This window comes from Cellvibrio sp. QJXJ, from assembly GCF_024452345.1.
GTDB lineage: Bacteria > Pseudomonadota > Gammaproteobacteria > Pseudomonadales > Cellvibrionaceae > Cellvibrio.
This window is the reverse complement of sequence record NZ_CP101662.1, coordinates 2,480,850-2,497,444: the sequence shown is the minus strand read 5'-3', so window position 1 is coordinate 2,497,444 and position 16,595 is coordinate 2,480,850. Positions and strand designations below refer to the sequence as shown.

Here is a 16,595-nt window from a genome sequence, read left to right as displayed (position 1 = left end):
ACGTATTTTCACTGAATTTTGTATTTTCAGGATCTTCAATGACTGACGAAATTGTATTGCCCGAAGCCGATGAACGCATCGCGCTGAAAGATTACACCGAGAAAGCCTATCTCGATTATTCCATGTATGTAATTCTCGACCGCGCTCTGCCACATATTGGCGACGGTCTTAAACCGGTACAGCGCCGCATTGTGTATGCGATGAGTGAACTGGGTTTAAAAGCCAGCGCCAAATATAAAAAGTCCGCGCGCACCGTGGGTGATGTGATCGGTAAATTCCACCCGCACGGTGATTCAGCATCCTATGAAGCGATGGTATTAATGGCGCAGCCATTTTCCTATCGCTATACGCTGGTGGATGGTCAGGGCAACTGGGGTTCACCTGACGACCCCAAATCTTTCGCCGCGATGCGTTATACCGAATCGCGCCTCACCAAATACAGCGAAGTTTTGCTGGAAGAGTTGGGGCAGGGCACGGTGGATTGGCAGCCCAACTTTGACGGAACACTTGAAGAACCTATCGTATTACCCGCGCGCGTGCCCAATGTGTTATTGAACGGCACTACCGGTATTGCGGTGGGTATGGCGACGGATATTCCGCCGCATAATTTGCGCGAAGTGGTTAATGCCTGTGTGCACTTGCTCGACAATCCACAGGCGACGGTCAACGATTTGTGCCAGCACATTCTCGGCCCCGATATGCCCACCGAAGCGGAAATTATTTCTCCGCGCGAAGAGCTGATCAAAATGTACGAAACCGGGCGCGGCAGTGTGCGCATGCGCGCGGTCTGGCAAAAAGATGAAGAATCGGGCGATATCATTATCACTGCGCTGCCACACCAGGTGAGTGGGGCAAAAATCCTGGAGCAAATCGCTGCGCAAATGCAGGCGAAAAAGTTGCCCATGGTCGCCGATTTACGCGATGAATCCGACCATGAAAATCCCACCCGCTTAGTGATTATTCCGCGCTCCAATCGTGTTGATCTGGAGCAGGTGATGCAGCATTTATTTGCCACCACTGAGCTTGAACGCACCTATCGCGTCAATATGAACATGATTGGTATCGATGGCCGCCCGGCGGTGAAATCGCTTACCAAAATTTTGAGTGAATGGCTCAGTTTCAGAACTGTTACGACTCGCCGCCGTTTGCAATATCGCTTGGAGAAAGTGGAAGAGCGCTTGCTGCGTTTGGCCGCCTTGATGGTGGTGTTTCTCAATGTCGACGAAGTGATTCGTATTATTCGCGAAGAGGACAACCCCAAGCCGGTATTGATGGAGCGTTTCAATTTAATTGAAATGCAAGCGGAATATATTCTGGAAACCAAATTGCGCCAATTGGCGCGTTTGGAAGAAATGAAAATTCTGGAAGAAAAAACCGCGCTGGAAAAAGAGCGCGATGGCTTGCAAAAAATTCTTGAGTCCGCCGTGAAGTTAAAAAATCTGGTGCGCAAAGAACTGCTGCAAATTGCCGAGGCGTTTGGCGATGAACGTCGCTCACCGATTGTAGCGCGCGCTGAAGCGCAAGCCTTGAGCGAAACCGAATTGCTCAGTGTCGACCCTGTTACTGTAGTGATTTCGGATAAAGGTTGGATTCGTGCTGCCAAGGGCCACGATATAGATCCAACCGGTTTGAGTTATAAAGCGGGCGACAGTTTTAAATTTGCGGTACAGGGTAAGAGTAACCAGCAGGTGATTTTAATTGACTCCACTGGTCGCAGTTATTCGCTGCCCGCGCACAATTTGCCTTCCGCGCGCGGTCAGGGCGAACCACTGAGCGGTCGCATCAGCCCACCCAGTGGAGCGACTTTTGAGGGGGCCTTAATGGGCGCCGACAGTCAGCGTGTGCTGATTGCATCGGATGCTGGTTATGGTTTCGTTGCCAAATTGGAAGATCTCACCAGTAAAAATAAAGCAGGTAAAGCACTGCTGACCTTGCCGGAAGGCGCACAAGTTTTACCACCGCAATTAATTAACTCACCCGAACAGGTGCAGTTGGCGGCGGTGAGCAACGATGGCCGTCTGTTGGTATTCCCGGTGACCGAATTGCCGGAACTCGCCAAAGGCAAGGGCAATAAAATTATGAATATTCCCTCGGCAAAAGTGCAAAGCCGCGAAGAATTTGTGGTGGCGCTGGCAGTCATTCATCCGGGGCAATTGTTAACGCTGCATTCGGGTAAACGTTTTATCACCTTGAAAGCGGCTGACCTTGAGCATTACAAAGGTGAGCGGGGACGTCGTGGTAATAAGTTGCCGCGCGGTTTCCAAAAAGTGGATAAGGCCGAAGTGACAGATAAATAAAGTGAGCAAATAAAGGCGGTATTCCGCCTTTATTTTTGTCTGGAAAAAACGGTAAAACAATAATGCAGGAATAGTTATGAGCGATAAAGATCAACGTCGATACGTGCGCACTGCGTTTAGCTGTCGCATTAAAATTCAACATGAATCGATTGGCGAGCTACAGGTAAAAACCCGCGACATTTCGGATGGTGGCGTTTTTTTAGTGTTGGAGCCCGAGCAGATTCCGCCGATTGGCACGCGCCTCACCGGTCAGGTGCAGGGCTTGATGGATGATGCACCGGTATTGGAAATGGAGGTGGTGCGCGTAGAACCCGCCGGGGTTGGTTTGCGTTTTGTACAAGAGGACTAATCCGGTTTAAACAATGGCTTATTTAATTCGTATATTCTTCCTGGCTGCAATGACTTCACTGGCGTTACCGGCATCAGCAGCCGTGGTGCTTCTGTATCACCACGTCAGCGATAAAACACCCAAGTCCACCAGCATTAGCCCCGCGGCCTTTGAAGCGCAGATGGATTATTTGGAGAAAAATAATTTTGCAGTAGTGCCGCTGTTAGAGCTGACCGAAAAACTGCGCAAAGGCGAACCGCTACCCGATAAAACGGTGGCGATCAGTTTTGATGACTCCTATGTATCAGTTTATGAGTCGGCTTTTCCGCGCTTACAAAAACGCGGCTGGCCGTTTACTTTTTTTGTCAACACCGATGCGGTGGGCACAGGTAAGGTATTTGTAACCTGGGACCAATTGCGCGAAATGGCACAGGCGGGTGCGACTATCGCCAACCACAGTAGCAGCCATACACATTTACCCCGACGTGAAAGCGGTGAGTCCGCTGCACAATGGCGTGAACGTATCACACAAGAAATTAATAATGCCCAGCAAACAATAAAAACGGAAATTGGCTCGGTGCCGATGATTCTGGCTTACCCCTTTGGTGAATACGATACCGAGGTACAGCGCATCGCGAAAAAATTAGGCTATATCGCGTTTGGGCAGCAGTCAGGTGCGCTGTATAGTGAGGGCGATTTACAGGCGGTGCCGCGGTTTCCGTTTGGCGGCAGCTTTAGTGATTTGGATGATTTTATTCTCAAGGTGAATGCCAAACCTATGCCTGTTTCCCGGGTGGAATTTTATGCAGATAACAAAAAGAAAGCTGACAATTTAATTGTGCGCCAAGGTGAAAAACCTTGGTTGGTGTTAACGCTGGCCGATGCCAGTCTGCTGAAAAAAATAAATTGTTTTGCCTCCGGCCAAGGGGCAATTGTTACTGAGGTGATCGACAACAAAGTGTGGGTGCAACCGAACAAACCTTTACCTTCGGGGCGCACCCGCTATAACTGCACGGCGTACACTGGCGAAAAAGGGCGGTTTTACTGGTACACCCAGCAATGGTTGGTAACCGACAAGCAGGGCAATTGGACTTATCGCGATTAATGCTCGCCAAAAAAATATAACAATAACTTCAAAGTGTGTGAATTATTAAGGATCTGATATGTACAAATTAGTCTTTCGTGGCGAATTAGCCGAGGGTGCTGTTCGCGCGGATGTTATCGCAAAACTGGCACTGCTGTTAAAACAACCACAAGCGCGTATTGAGCAATTATTATTTAGCGGCACAGAGCGTGTTATTAAACGGGTTGATAATTTAGCGCGCGCAACCCAATGGCAAAATGCATTTGCCAATGCGGGGGCGGTGTTAACAATCGTCGACGAAACTGCGGTTGAACCAACGCCTCCGGTGACTGAACCGCCATCAATTTCCAACACTACCGACTCAGAATCCAGTGTTGCACATTCGGATTCCTCTGATCATCCAGCTGCAACCCAGTCAGCCGTTTCAGCCACACTGCCTAAATTAAAATTTCGTAAATTGATAATCGGCCTTGTGGCCTGTTTGTTGGTAGTAGTGGTCAGTGCGGCGATTGTTTGGCAGCAGGGTTATTTAAATCGCTGGTTATTTTCCTCCGTCAGTAAAGAAGAAAAAACCTTGCTGGCGGCACTGGCCGACCCGCAATTGCTCGCCCTTGCGCGTGTAGATATTGAGCTGATGCGCACACTCGATCCTTCACTGGTGGAGGCAGGACAATTGCAAAACCTTCCCGGCGTGGATGCCGATATGTGGAGCAGTATGGAGCGTTCGGGCATTCATATCCAACAACAGGCTACGCAACTTTATGCGGCTGCTTTTGTTGCGGATAAGATGGAAGTTGCAGTTATCGCGCGCGGTAATTTTTCACCGGATAAAATAACCCGCTGGCTCGATGAGCAATACGGCATAGACAAACAGGATGCTGATGGCATTTGGTTTGCGCCACTGGATAAAACCAACTGCGCTAAAGGTGAGCCCATGCTTGCGCAGTTTACTCAAGGTCAGTTATTAATCGGTTCGCCAGAGGCGGTAAAACGTATTGCACTGCGCTTAAAAAATGCCACAGGGGCGGCGGTGGATCTTGCGCAATGGCAAAACTCCTTGGGTGGAAAATTATTCTCCCTTGTTATTTTTTCTCCTGCGCGTTGGCAGGCTGATAAGTCGGGTATGGTGCAATACAGCTTGGGAAAACTGGCTGCTGAAATGGAAGCAGTGAGCGAAGTATATGTTGATGTCGAACCTGATGTTGTGGCCCAAGGTATGACGCTAAGCCTAAGCTTAATCAGTGGCGACGCTGAGTTTATTAATAACACTCATACCGCGTTACAAACCCGGCTTGATGAAACACGCAAAAAAATCGCACAGGATTGGCCGGAGGTTGTCGCCATTTATGATCGTTTGCAATTGAGCCGAAGCACTAAACAATTGCAGGCATCAATTCGTTTTGATCAACATATAAAAGATGAAGTCGCTATCTGGTTTCGCTCACTCTTTAGTTTTTCCGTCGGGATGGATCAGCCTACGGTTGCACAGCAGGATGTGATTGATGAAAATCCGGCGGCGTTTGCTCCCGCGCGCCGCGAACAGCTCACATCGTTTGTGCCAAAAGATGATTTCATGGATGGAATATATAAAACCACAACTGGCCCCTTTGGGTTGGGTGTTGAATCCCTGGCACTAAAAAATCAGCGCATACAGATTAAGTTGGGTGTAAAGGCTTATGACTTGCCCAACCTTGGCAATGAAAGCAGTCCTGCATTTCTGGTGATTACGGATGTGGTGGATCAACAGGGCAATTCTTTATTGTCCGCACCGGGTTGTGGAGAAGCCGCTCAGCGTGCCCCTGAGGCAATTACTAATAGTTACGCCACGAGCCGGTTTGAAGATGGCAAATTGGTACCGGGCCGTGCATTAATTGGCGAGAAAATAATTGAATTAGCCGTGGGGGTGAACTTTGCGCAAGTGGCGCGCATTAAAGGTTATATCGATTACCACTTACCCATAGCGGTAGAGACAAAAATTATTGATGCGCCGCTAGCAGGAAAGTCGATCGATTTGTACGGCACTCGCGTTCGATTCAAAACAGCGGGCGCCAGTGCACTCAGTTTTGAAACCAGCGGCAACACCCAACAGTTGTTACAAGTGAGGGCATTAAACGCGACAAACAAACCGCTCTCATCAAGCAGTGGGATGCGTAGCGGTATATTTTTTGGGTCGGGTAAATCCGCCAGTCTTGATTTCAAAGGCACCGTTGCCAAGGCGGAGGTGATTGTTGCCAGCGCCATAGAAAACCAGCGTTATGAATTTGAATTAAACCAACTAACACCGCCCGCTAAAGCATTTTTTATGGACAAGGAATTTCCGTCGCCCTTTGGCGATAAAGGTTTTGAGCAATTGCTGTTGGCACAGGCTCCACAAATTGATGAGTTCCCTTTTTATCCACCGAAAGCGCGTGCCACAGCTGCGCCGGTGGAGCTGGCCATTAACGATGTGCGCAGCAGTAACAGTTTTGGTTTATCGGTTGAAGGTGCGGCTTACACTGACCTTGCATTGCCACTGTATGGGCAAATCGGTGTGGCGCAATTATTTATCAAACAGTTGGCTGATGCCGATGGAAAAATTTTCCCGGTAAATAAATCAGTGCCTTTATATTTTGAGCGGCAGGGCGGCATAACCAGTAATGGTGTGTACCAGCCGGATGAAAAAACACCTTGGTTGAGGTCTGATTTTTCGCTCAAGGCGGCCGACGTACACGTCGACAATATTCGTCAGGTACAGGGTGAGCTGCGTTTTTATCAACCCAAACGCTTACAAACGGCAACTCTGCCTTTTGTGTTGGGACCGATTTGGAGTGGCCCTAAATCCAGCGTGGAATTAATTGAATGGAAAAGCGGGCGTTTGGTTTTTGCGGTGCAGGGCAGTTACGAAGAGGTGATAGGGTTAAAAGCGTTCAATCATGCCAATGCGCTTATCAGTCAACCCGCGCAATATTCTTCTATATTTGGCGATCCACAGCTCACGTTGGATATTAGTGAGCTGCCTGTGCGTTTTGAAATTGAATACACCAGTGAGAGCGAAGAATTATTTGTGCCTTTTGATATCACACTGCCTTAGCCAAGCCTAATGCAGCCCAATAAAAAACGCGCCAAAAACTGCGCGTTTTTTATTGGGCTGGGTGAGTACAATCAATTATGGTCGCACAACAATATTAATTTCATCCACCAATTGTTGGCCTTGGGCGTTGGTTGCAATTCGGTCATCCTCATCGCGAACTTCCGCACGGACTACCAGGTTGAGTTGTTGATTAAGGGCAAGATCCAATTCAGAGCTTACCGATAATTTTCCGGTTTGATCCAGCGTGATCAGGTCATCTTCATAATCATCGGATTTGGAATCCACAATCGACCAAGTCAAGTTGTAATCATAATTGCTATCAGTGGTGTCATCGGCAAAGGTGGCGGTGATATTCAATTCCAGATTGCTGCCTTCAGTGACGGAGAGATTTTCGGTGCCACCATTGCTGTTTTTGATCTCAACTGACTTGAGTTGTTTTTTCAGAATGACCAGCGCCAGCTCATCCGTTTCACCGCCGCAAGCGCCCGTGAGGGTGAGGTCTGTTCCGGCATAGCTACCGTTTTTGGCAGTAATTTTTGCGCCTTCAATGGTCAATGACGCACTTGGATCGGCGGCCAACGTACTGTTACTGGTAATAACGGCAGTGCTGTTATTAGTGTAAGTGCCAGTGATGGTGACAGTGGCGGACTCACCTTCACGCATTTCCAGTTCTTTGTCAGATACCAGCGCCAAACTCACTAAGGTGTCGTTGATAGGAAAACTGAGCGGTGTGGAGCTGATGAGTTCGCCGTTGTTATTTTCACCGCGCGCCACAATGCTCACCGCGCCACTATTTTTGGTGCTTAGCTCACCTTTGGTGGTATCGCTAAACTGCGCGAGAGTGCCGCCTTCGGTGACTGCCCAGGTCAGTGGATATTCCAGTGTTAAACCATTATCAAATAATGCACTGGCGGTGAAGCTGGTATTTTTACATTCATCGACAGAGCTGCTGGCGGGAGTAACGCTAATGCTCACCAGGTTGGCGTCGGAGACAATAATATTTTGGGTCTCGCTCAGCCCCGCATATTCCACCGTTGCAATCAGCTCACCGGATTTACCCGAGGCAGTAAACAAACCATTTTTGATACTACCCAAGGTTTTGTCGCTGAGTTTCCAGGTCGCTTGGGTGTTGAGGTTGGTGGCGACGTTTTCACTATTGCGACCAATCAGGTTTAATTGCAGCGTGCCTTTGAAATGCGCGTAACCTTCGTTGTCTTCCAATTCGATACTGGTAACACCGTTTTTACTGGCATCCACGGTTTGGGCGATGCGTGCGCTGTCGCCATCACCGCCACCACAGCCGCTTATGCCCAGCGCGCCCATACCTAACAGCAGTGCGCATGAATAATGTAATCCTTTAGAACGCATAGGAAACTCCCAGGCCGCAGCCATCAATGCTCAGGTTGTCGTCTTTAAAGTAGCGGGCGCAATCGAGCGCCCAATAATAATTTTTGCCTTCCACGACGCGATCCTGCAGCGAAAAACCGTAGCTAAAACCGCTGAAAGTATCTTGTTGTTTATCGCCAAGGCTCGGCAAGTGTGTTTCCAATTCGGTAGCGGCATAACCCAACAGAATCACTACACGTAAATCACCAGGTTCGTAGTCGGGGTTGCTCAGGGTGATGTAAGCGGCGCTCTGCTGTTTAATATCCAGCGTCATGTCATTTTTTTCATCATTGCTCATTGGCACGCCAAACATACCTTGTAAACCAATACCATCGAGCATGCCGTTGGTGACTTCAACATCGGCGCGAAATTGAAACAGGCTGGGTGAAAAGCTTTCACCCGAGGCTTTGATTTTGGTGTAGGTCGCCTGACCGGAGAGATGGTAGGCCAAGGGCAATCCATCCGGTGTTTGCCCTTGGGCATACGCGCCGGCACTGCTGGCCAGTGCCAGGGCGCAGAGTGAAGTAACCAATCGTTTGCACATAAGTAATCCTTGCTGGGTGAAAGTTGGTGTTTGTTATTTGGGTATCGTCTTTATTCCAGGTTGTTGGCGCGTATTACGGTGCGCAATTCGTGAATATAAGCAGGGCCACGGCTGGAATATTTGCCCAGCTCCGCCACCATGGTGCTGCCTGTAAACTGCGCTTCGTCGTGGCGCAACTGTGCGCGCAGCTGACGCCATGGGCGATAGGCGTTGTGGGTATTAATGTTGTTGAAGTATGCCGTAAGTGACTCTTCAACATTGTTAAATTTCTTAACTTCGTGTTTGGCGTTGGCGGCGCGACGGCTTGGCACCAAGCCGCAGCCCGGGGTGTAGCACCAGTGACCAAACAAATTGTGTGCTTCCTCGGCAAACCGTGAGGTGCCCCAGCCGGACTCCACCGCTGCTTGTGCCAGCACCATGGCCGGTGGAATCACGTCCACGCGCAACAGCAGAATTTCTATGGCGCGCGCATCTTCCGGGTAGGTTTTGTAGGTAACGTGGAATTTCTCACGCAGCTTTTCCAGGTTGCGTTTATTTACACCAGTGACCGTTTGTTTTGTATCCCATTCATTTTTGATTTTTAGTAAACGCTCGCGCGATTTTAATAATTTGGCATTTTTTTCATCGATCAACGGGCGCAGCATGTCTAAAAACTGGGCTTTGCGCTCAGGTGTTTGTTCGATGGCGGCAAAGTCGGGTAACAGAGTATTGCTGGTTAGCTCATCGTCATCCATTGCTGTAAAAAATTGTTGCGGTGAAACACTGGCTAGTACCAAAACCAGGAATAGGGTGATCAGTGGAAAGGCTGCAAACGCAAAACCTAGCAACCATTGTGAAGCATGTTTATTCATAGCGGGGGCTACCAAAAGTGAACAGAAAAAGAGGGTTATAAGTCGAGCTGTTTGCGCAGGTCTTCCATGCGCTTAAGGTTTTCCTCTTTGCTGAGTGGCGTCTCTATGGTTTCAGGCAGCAGCTGCACATTGGGTGCAGGCAGCTCGGCGCCATTCATCACGCGCTCACACAATTTTAAATAGTGGCGTTCAAAAATCGGGAACGCGACTTTCTCGGCATTGGTCATCAAAAAATACCAGTCGCTGGCGCAGCCGGCGTGATACACCGCCGGGTGGCTCCAGTTGTGCGCCGATTTCGGGCTGGGCGCGCGGCAAGCTTCCACATAGGCGGCATGGGCGTCGAGCAGGCCAAACTTTTCCGGGTCGCCCTGGCAGGCGCGAATCATGCGGTTGAGGGTGGGCAGGTATTCCGACTCCTCAATCACCCGGCGTGCGCCGCGCAAAATGGTTTCCGGCGCAAACTGCGCCAGTGAATTAAGCCACAGGCGGCGCGCCTGATTGAGCAGTTCATTGTCTTTAAAGGCTGCGTAATACTGGTTGTGATAGTTGATGCGAAACAGGGCAAATACCTGATTGATCGCATCGATATGCGCATCCGTCGGTGTCGCCTGCTCACTGCGCCGGTCAGCTTGCCCAGCTGCGGTCGTTGAGCTGTTGTGCGAGGCTGCTATCTCGTGTGCGACCTGGTTGATTAGCGAATTGCTGTCCTGCATTTGGATTAACCTGCTGCGAATTAACGGTTGCCAGGGCGTGTTGTTTGGCCCAGTGGTATTTCACGTGTTGCAAAAACTTGGTGTTCCAGCTGGCGTAGACCTGATTACTGTCGCGCCAGAATAAAACAAACTCTGCCACCTGCTGCTGCGCAAATTTCAAATCGATATTGGCCAGTTTCAAAACATCATAGACATCTTTACTGGGGTTCCAGTTCTCGGGAATACGCTTGGGTTCGGTGTCGTGTTCCAGCGCCGAGTGGTAACGCTGCCACTGGCGTTTCACATGCTGGATAAACTTGCTGTTCCAGGTGCGCCCTACATCGCCGCGCTCCTGCCAATAAACCACAAATTCGGGGATCGAATCCTCCACAAACGCGAGGCTGATGCTGGCGTGTTTGACCAGCACTTCCAGCGCATCCTTACTCGGGCGCCATTGACTGTGCATGGCGGTTTCCAGGTCGCGCTGAAGGAACTCGGTATCGCGGTCGCGACTGTTGCGCTCCTGTTCTTCCCGCTGCTGGCGGGCGATTTGGGTCTCGTAATTGCGCCATTTGTGCAGCAAATCTTTTAAAAACTTGGCGCCCCAAGAGTGATTGGTCTCACCGCGCTCGCGCCAGTAGGTCACAAACTCTGGCACCTGCAATCGCACAAAATCGAGCGGGATATTGTACTGGGCAATTTGACGCAGCAATTCCTGATCCGGTTGCCAGTTGGGCGATATCAGCGTCGCGCCGCTATTGATCACCGGGGCCATGGCTGCAATCGGGGCGATAGCGGGCGCAGGCTGCACAAAAGGCGCAGTGCCAGCATCATCAAACGCCAGCGTCAGGCGGCGGCTGTCCACATAGGGCGCGGAGGCGAGCAGGATAATGCCTTTGTCTTTCAAGCTGCGGCTGATGCGCTGTACATCAAAATCGGTCCAGAAGGGCATGAGTCGACTCACCCAACTCTCGTCTATATCCAGCCACTGGCGATTATTGGCCGGGTGCAGCGGCAAGTAGGTCGCCATATCGCCCAGAATCGACAACATACACGCCTCCTCTAGCCCGATAGTGGCGGCCAGGGACGGGGAAATCAGCAGTGGGCGTTCCGGTAATAGCGATGAACTCATAGTGCTCGCGGCCTATGCGACCAGTGTTGGGCAAAGGGGGGAATTGTAGGCGTATGAGGGGGTAGATGCCAGCGGCTTGCGTGCCGGAGCGTGGGTTGGGTCTCAGCTTTGTTATCGATTTTGTTATCGATGGGAGGGCAGGTTGATGGTAAATGCGGCGCCTTGCGCTTGATCTTGCGCCAGTTCAATTTCCCCGCCCAATTTCTGGGTAATCAGGTTGTACACAATCGACAGCCCCAACCCTGAGCCGCCGGTGCGGCGTGCGGTGGTGAAAAAGGGTTCAAAAATTTTATCGCGAATGTCGTTTGGAATGCCGCTGCCATTGTCGTGGTAGTGAATGGCTACTTTGTCTGCGTATTGTTCCAGCGCGATGCGAATTTGTTTGTGCTCGGTGTGGGCAAATGCGTGGTGAATGGAGTTGGTAATCAGGTTGGTAATAATTTGGGCGATAGCGCCGGGGTAGCTGTTGAGTGGCAGTGCAGCGCCCGGCGCCAGCTCGCAACTAATCTGCTCTTTGCGCAGCAGCGGCTGTAAACCTTTGAGTGAAAGTTCAATACAGCTGCGCAGGTCAAACTCCTCGCGCTCATCGGCAATATGAATGGCGCCAGATAATTTGAAGTCGCGCACCAGCCCGGCAGCGCGGCTGAGGTTGTGATTAATTAATTGCAGGCCGTCGTCGATAGTTTGTAAAAATTGGGCGAACTCGGCTTCGTTTAATTGCTCATCGCGATATAACTGCTGTACACGTTTTAATTCACTGGCGCAATGGCTGGACGATGTAACCGCAATGCCCAGGGGAGTATTAATTTCGTGGGCGAGGCTGGATACCATACGCCCGAGCGAAGCAAGTTTTTCACTTTCAATTAATTTGGCTTGGGTGTGATGTAAGTTGCGCAGCGCCGTTTGTAAGCCCTCGGTGCGCTCATTAATTTTTTGTTCGAGTTGATCGTTAATGTCCTGCAGTTTTTGTTCGTATTCATTGCGCTGCGCCGCACTTACCGCGCGCCCATAGGTGTCGGCCAGAGCGCTGACAAAGGCAATTTCTTCATTGGTCCAGACCCGCGCTTCGCCCTGATGTTCACAGCAAATAATGCCGAGCATATTACCGCGATGGCGAATCGGCGCATCGAGCATGGACGTGATGCCGTGGGGAATTAAATAGCTGCTGCGGAACTCGCAGGTGCTCGGGTCGGTTTGTGCATCGTTAGCGACTACGGCGCGTTCGCTGTCCAAGCTGGCAAAGTAATTGGGAAAGTCGCGCCGGGCGAGGCACAAATCTGTATCCAATTTGCAGTCGTCGCCGTCAATTAACATCTTGCCGCAAATGGCTTGTTTGTCGTCGCTGAGCAACCAGATCCCTGCGCGATTAATACCCAGCCCGTGAATAGCGGCGGTGAGAATTAATAATCCTGCACTTTGCATATCGCCGGCATCAATCATTGATGACTTGGATACATCGAGTAATGTTTCGTAGAGATTTCTAGCCATAGTCAATTTGCGCCATTCAGTGTTGCAGGTGATCGGGAAAGTTCTGGCGAATCACTCGGAAGTGCTCAAACAATTCCAGCGCGGCGTCAACAATGGCCGGGTCAAATTGTTTGCCGCTGCGCTCGCGAATGTATTGAATGATGTCGTTTTCCTGCCAGGGCTTTTTGTAAGCACGCTCGGAGCCGAGGGCGTCTATCACATCAATAATCGCCACAATGCGCCCCTCCAGCGGAATCGCCTCACCTTGTAAACCACCGGGGTAGCCATTGCCATCCCAGTGTTCGTGATGGCTCAGTGCTATGCGCGCGCCCATTTTGGCGATAGTGCGGGTGGAATTTTTTAACAGCTCATAACCAATTTGCGCGTGAGTTTTCATCACTTCCCACTCGGCTTCATCGAGCTTGCCCGGTTTGTGCAAAATGGTTTCGGGAATGCCGATTTTGCCAATATCGTGCAGCGGTGAAGCGTATTTCAGCATTTCTGCGTACTCGCTGCTCTGGCCTAATTTCAGCGCAATCAATTCGCACATTAGCGCCACGCGGCGCACATGGGAGCCGGTTTCTTTGGAGCGTTGCTCTATGGCATCGCCCAGCACCAGCAGTAATTCTTTTTGGGTTTCCTGAATATGCTCGCGGTTGTGCAGGTTTTGAAAAATTAAGGTGATGTTGGCGGCAAAGAGCGTGAGAATTTCATCTTGCAAGGCGTCGTGTGCTTCATGAAAGCGCGTGTAGAGTACGCTCTCGGTGCTGCTATTGGTGTGGTAGTAGCCGATAAACCGCGTGTCGTCGCTATAGGATTTTTTTTCTGCCAGCGTCTGCTCAATCATTTTTTTTACATCGGCGGGCATGATATCTGCGCTCCAATGTGTATCGAGTTTCACCTCATCACCAGTGGCGGCCAGCAGGATCATTTCGGAATCGCCAAATAAATCCACGTGCTGACTGACTAAATACATCTCGGCCGTTTTAATGTTCAGCAGTTGAATGGTGTGATTCAAAATCGCATTGCCAAATTGATAAAGTGTTTGGCTGCGCAATACCGAGTCAGATGCGGCGATGACTTTCTGCATACCGCGTTTACTGCTTTCAATGGTGATGATGTCGCGGTAGGAGCGAATAGAGGAATAGACGCAGGTTTTTAATTTGGTATCCGTGAGTTCGGTTTTGCTTTTGTAATCGTTGATGTCGTAAGTGCGGATCACGGTTTCTTCGGGTGCAGTGCCGGGCTGGCCGGTGCGCAAGACTATGCGGGTACTGTGGTTGCCCAGCTCGTTGCGAATTTTGTGGATTAACTGTAAACCGGCATTGTCGCTCTCCATAATCACATCGATAAATGCCAGGGCGATGTCCGGGTGATCCTGAAACAAACGCAGGCCTTCTTCTGCGCTGTAGGCGTTGAGGAATTGCAGTGGCAGGTCATCGATACGGGTATTTTTCAGCACCAATTGGGTGACCGCGTGAATCTGCTCCTCGTCGTCAATAATCGCGACTTTCCAGGGGCTGCCTGCGGCGCTTTTGGCGGGGGATTGCGCACTTGCGGGTTTCAGAAACTTCATGGCCCTATCCTGCTGATTAGCGTTTCTTGTGTTTACGTTAACAACTCATCGCGCTATCACTGAGGATGAACGAATTGTTTTCGCTTTAAACAAAAGTAGCACAGCATTAAGAGGGGGGGATGTTTCGGGAGGAGGGGGCTAATCCGCCCCTTAAAAAGGGGCGGGTGTTTTTTTAAACGGCAACCGCTTGGGATTGCACTACCGGCGTAGTCGGGTGGTTGCCCCACTCAGCCCAGGAGCCGTGGTAAGCGCGGATATTCAGCCCTAGCGCCTTGCCCACCAAATAGGTAAAGCCGGAGCGGTGATGGCTTTGGCAATGGGTAATAATTCGTTTATCCGCCGTTAAACCAAGCGACGCCAAATATTCGCGCGCATCGGTACGGATGCGCAGCGCATTATTGCGATCCATCAAATTGGTCCATTCGCAGTTAATCGCCCCGGGAATATGGCCATTTTTTTGCGCCGTAATACGTTCGCCGGTAAATTCTGCCGGGCTGCGCGCATCCCATACCACAAAATCTGCCCGATCCATTTCGCCCAGCACATCGGTCAGTTCGATGACCACCAGTGGGTCAATTTTGACTTTTACCTCGCTTGGCGTGACCACTGGCGCCTCGGTGGAGAGCGATTGCCCCGAGGCAATCCAGGCGTGCAAGCCACCATTCAGGTAGGAATAGTTTTTGTGGCCGATAGCGTCCAGCGTCCAGATCATACGCCCGGCCCAACCGCCGCCTTCATCGTCATACACCACCACGTGGGTTTCGGGGGTTAAACCCAAAAACGAAAATAGGCGATTGAGTTGCTCGAGACTGGCGATCTTGCCCGGCACTAGCGCAGTGCCACAAACGATTTTTTGCGGCGGCACATGCACGGCACCATCAATGTGGCCGCGCAAATAGGTGGCTTCGGCACACATATCAATTACCAGCAGTTTACTGGTGGGCTGCGCCAGCAATGCCGCCAGCTGCGTGGGTTCAATCACAAAGGGCAGGGCCATAATGTTTTCCTTTGGAAAAATAATATTTATCCCCCTCCCATAGCCTCCCCCTTGGCAGGGGGAGGGGGGTTGGCGCCCTCCCCTTAAAATGGTAGGGAGTTAAAGGGGGGGCCGGGGTGGGGTTGCCGATTAATTCTCGTTTAATGTACGCAAAATATACCGGTATGAGTCCATACGTGTTGCACTGATCGTGCCATCTTCCAGCGCCTTTAAAATCGCGCAGCCAGGTTCGTGGCGGTGCGAGCAATCGCGGAATTTACAGTGGCCGATAAAAGGCTTGAACTCAATAAACCCTTCCAGCACCTCATCTTCCTCCATATGCCACAAACCAAATTCGCGGATACCGGGCGAATCGATCAAATGGCCGCCACCAGGGAAGTGCAGGAGTGTGGCGCTGGTGGTGGTATGGGTGCCCTGTTGTCTTTCCGACAAATCACCCACGCGTAAGTTCGATTCTGGCAACAGCGCATTCACCAGCGACGATTTACCCACACCGGATTGCCCCACAAATACGCTGGTGTAATCGGCAAGGTAATTGCGCAGTTCATCCAGCCCATGTTCGGTTTTGGTCGATACCATCAACACCGTATAACCCAGCTTGCGATAAGTGGTTTCCAAATAAGTGACTTTTTCGCGGGTGCTGTCATCGATGCGGTCGATTTTATTGATCACTAGCACCGGTTCTATATCGATGGCATTGGCGGCGACCAGATAGCGGTCAATCAAATTGGCGTGAGGTTCGGGGTAGGGGGCGACCACAATCATAATGCGATCGATATTGGCGGCCACGGTTTTCATATCGCCGTGCGGGTCGGGGCGTTGCAGTGCGGAATCGCGCGGCATTACCGCCACCACCACACCCATAGGGTTACCGGTGCGCCATACCACTCTGTCGCCGGTCACTAAAGAGCCGAGGTTACTGCGGAAATGGCAGCGCTGGTGCTGCCCCGCTTGTTCACCTTCAGTCGCCTCTACCACCACTTGGGTGCCGTAGTGGGTGATGATCAAACCCAGCTGCTCAGGCCCCAAATCGCTCTCGTGCATTTGTTCATCGGTGACTTTGTCGCGTTTCGCCACGCGGGCGGTGCGTTCGTCCTGGATTTTGTCGATGCGCCATTGCTGGCGGCGAGTCAATTTGCGTTTGGTCATGCGTTGGTGAACTTGCCTGTGA

13 protein-coding genes are annotated in these 16,595 nt (G+C 50.9%); 4 read left to right on the top strand and 9 right to left on the bottom strand.

The window, feature by feature from the left end:
* The first annotated feature begins 38 nt into the window (after positions 1-38).
* The 4 genes from parC to NNX04_RS10765 all read left to right on the top strand — a co-directional run bounded on the left by parC (position 39) and on the right by NNX04_RS10765 (position 6,779).
* On the top strand, positions 39-2,297 hold the full coding sequence (gene parC / locus NNX04_RS10780) for a DNA topoisomerase IV subunit A (RefSeq protein ID WP_261945768.1): 2,259 nt from the start codon (positions 39-41) through the stop codon (positions 2,295-2,297).
* A gap of 76 nt (positions 2,298-2,373) precedes the next feature.
* Entirely contained in the window at positions 2,374-2,646 is a 273-nt protein-coding gene (locus NNX04_RS10775) for a PilZ domain-containing protein (RefSeq protein ID WP_007644601.1), read from the top strand.
* 13 nt (positions 2,647-2,659) lie between these two features.
* Positions 2,660-3,730, top strand: a complete 1,071-nt coding sequence (locus NNX04_RS10770) for a polysaccharide deacetylase family protein (RefSeq protein ID WP_261945767.1) — start codon at positions 2,660-2,662, stop codon at positions 3,728-3,730.
* Positions 3,731-3,788: 58 nt separating this feature from the next.
* Positions 3,789-6,779, top strand: coding sequence for a hypothetical protein (locus tag NNX04_RS10765; RefSeq protein ID WP_261945766.1), 2,991 nt, complete (start codon positions 3,789-3,791; stop codon positions 6,777-6,779).
* A 75-nt stretch (positions 6,780-6,854) separates the two neighbouring features.
* On the opposite strand, the gene NNX04_RS10760 is transcribed toward NNX04_RS10765, so the two are convergent.
* The 9 genes from NNX04_RS10760 to rsgA form a co-directional block, all read right to left on the bottom strand.
* Positions 6,855-8,147, bottom strand: coding sequence for a hypothetical protein (locus NNX04_RS10760; RefSeq protein ID WP_261945765.1), 1,293 nt, complete (start codon positions 8,145-8,147; stop codon positions 6,855-6,857).
* Positions 8,137-8,709, bottom strand: a complete 573-nt coding sequence (locus tag NNX04_RS10755) for an outer membrane beta-barrel protein (RefSeq protein ID WP_007644613.1) — start codon at positions 8,707-8,709, stop codon at positions 8,137-8,139. Before NNX04_RS10755 ends, NNX04_RS10760 begins: the two co-directional genes overlap by 11 nt.
* A gap of 50 nt (positions 8,710-8,759) precedes the next feature.
* Positions 8,760-9,560 (bottom strand): glucosaminidase domain-containing protein, encoded by an 801-nt coding sequence (locus tag NNX04_RS10750; protein WP_007644615.1) that lies wholly within the window; start codon positions 9,558-9,560, stop codon positions 8,760-8,762.
* Positions 9,561-9,595: 35 nt separating this feature from the next.
* Positions 9,596-10,273 (bottom strand): replication protein P, encoded by a 678-nt coding sequence (locus NNX04_RS10745; RefSeq protein ID WP_261945764.1) that lies wholly within the window; start codon positions 10,271-10,273, stop codon positions 9,596-9,598.
* A complete protein-coding gene (locus tag NNX04_RS10740) occupies positions 10,185-11,384 on the bottom strand; it encodes a DnaT-like ssDNA-binding domain-containing protein (protein ID WP_261945763.1) in 1,200 nt (399 codons plus the stop codon). The genes NNX04_RS10745 and NNX04_RS10740 overlap by 89 nt, the downstream gene beginning before the upstream one ends.
* Positions 11,385-11,507: 123 nt before the next feature.
* On the bottom strand, positions 11,508-12,872 hold the full coding sequence (locus tag NNX04_RS10735) for a sensor histidine kinase (RefSeq protein WP_261945762.1): 1,365 nt from the start codon (positions 12,870-12,872) through the stop codon (positions 11,508-11,510).
* A 16-nt stretch (positions 12,873-12,888) separates the two neighbouring features.
* Positions 12,889-14,427, bottom strand: a complete 1,539-nt coding sequence (locus NNX04_RS10730) for a response regulator (RefSeq protein WP_261945761.1) — start codon at positions 14,425-14,427, stop codon at positions 12,889-12,891.
* Between the two features lie 172 nt (positions 14,428-14,599).
* Positions 14,600-15,424 (bottom strand): sulfurtransferase, encoded by an 825-nt coding sequence (locus NNX04_RS10725; protein WP_261945760.1) that lies wholly within the window; start codon positions 15,422-15,424, stop codon positions 14,600-14,602.
* Positions 15,425-15,553: 129 nt separating this feature from the next.
* Positions 15,554-16,573 (bottom strand): small ribosomal subunit biogenesis GTPase RsgA, encoded by a 1,020-nt coding sequence (gene rsgA, locus NNX04_RS10720; protein ID WP_261945759.1) that lies wholly within the window; start codon positions 16,571-16,573, stop codon positions 15,554-15,556.
* Positions 16,574-16,595: the final 22 nt, after the last annotated feature.

Excerpts from the sequence above, each read along its gene's own strand:
- NNX04_RS10770 (WP_261945767.1), top strand. The coding sequence starts at position 2,660 with ATGGCTTATTTAATTCGTATATTCTTCCTGGCTGCAATGACTTCACTG.
- NNX04_RS10760 (WP_261945765.1), bottom strand. The coding sequence starts at position 8,147 with ATGCGTTCTAAAGGATTACATTATTCATGCGCACTGCTGTTAGGTATG.
- NNX04_RS10740 (WP_261945763.1), bottom strand. The coding sequence starts at position 11,384 with ATGAGTTCATCGCTATTACCGGAACGCCCACTGCTGATTTCCCCGTCC.
- parC (WP_261945768.1), top strand. The coding sequence starts at position 39 with ATGACTGACGAAATTGTATTGCCCGAAGCCGATGAACGCATCGCGCTG.
- NNX04_RS10775 (WP_007644601.1), top strand. The coding sequence starts at position 2,374 with ATGAGCGATAAAGATCAACGTCGATACGTGCGCACTGCGTTTAGCTGT.
- NNX04_RS10750 (WP_007644615.1), bottom strand. The coding sequence starts at position 9,560 with ATGAATAAACATGCTTCACAATGGTTGCTAGGTTTTGCGTTTGCAGCC.
- NNX04_RS10725 (WP_261945760.1), bottom strand. The coding sequence starts at position 15,424 with ATGGCCCTGCCCTTTGTGATTGAACCCACGCAGCTGGCGGCATTGCTG.
- NNX04_RS10755 (WP_007644613.1), bottom strand. The coding sequence starts at position 8,709 with ATGTGCAAACGATTGGTTACTTCACTCTGCGCCCTGGCACTGGCCAGC.
- NNX04_RS10730 (WP_261945761.1), bottom strand. The coding sequence starts at position 14,427 with ATGAAGTTTCTGAAACCCGCAAGTGCGCAATCCCCCGCCAAAAGCGCC.
- NNX04_RS10735 (WP_261945762.1), bottom strand. The coding sequence starts at position 12,872 with ATGGCTAGAAATCTCTACGAAACATTACTCGATGTATCCAAGTCATCA.
- rsgA (WP_261945759.1), bottom strand. The coding sequence starts at position 16,573 with ATGACCAAACGCAAATTGACTCGCCGCCAGCAATGGCGCATCGACAAA.
- NNX04_RS10745 (WP_261945764.1), bottom strand. The coding sequence starts at position 10,273 with ATGCAGGACAGCAATTCGCTAATCAACCAGGTCGCACACGAGATAGCA.
- NNX04_RS10765 (WP_261945766.1), top strand. The coding sequence starts at position 3,789 with ATGTACAAATTAGTCTTTCGTGGCGAATTAGCCGAGGGTGCTGTTCGC.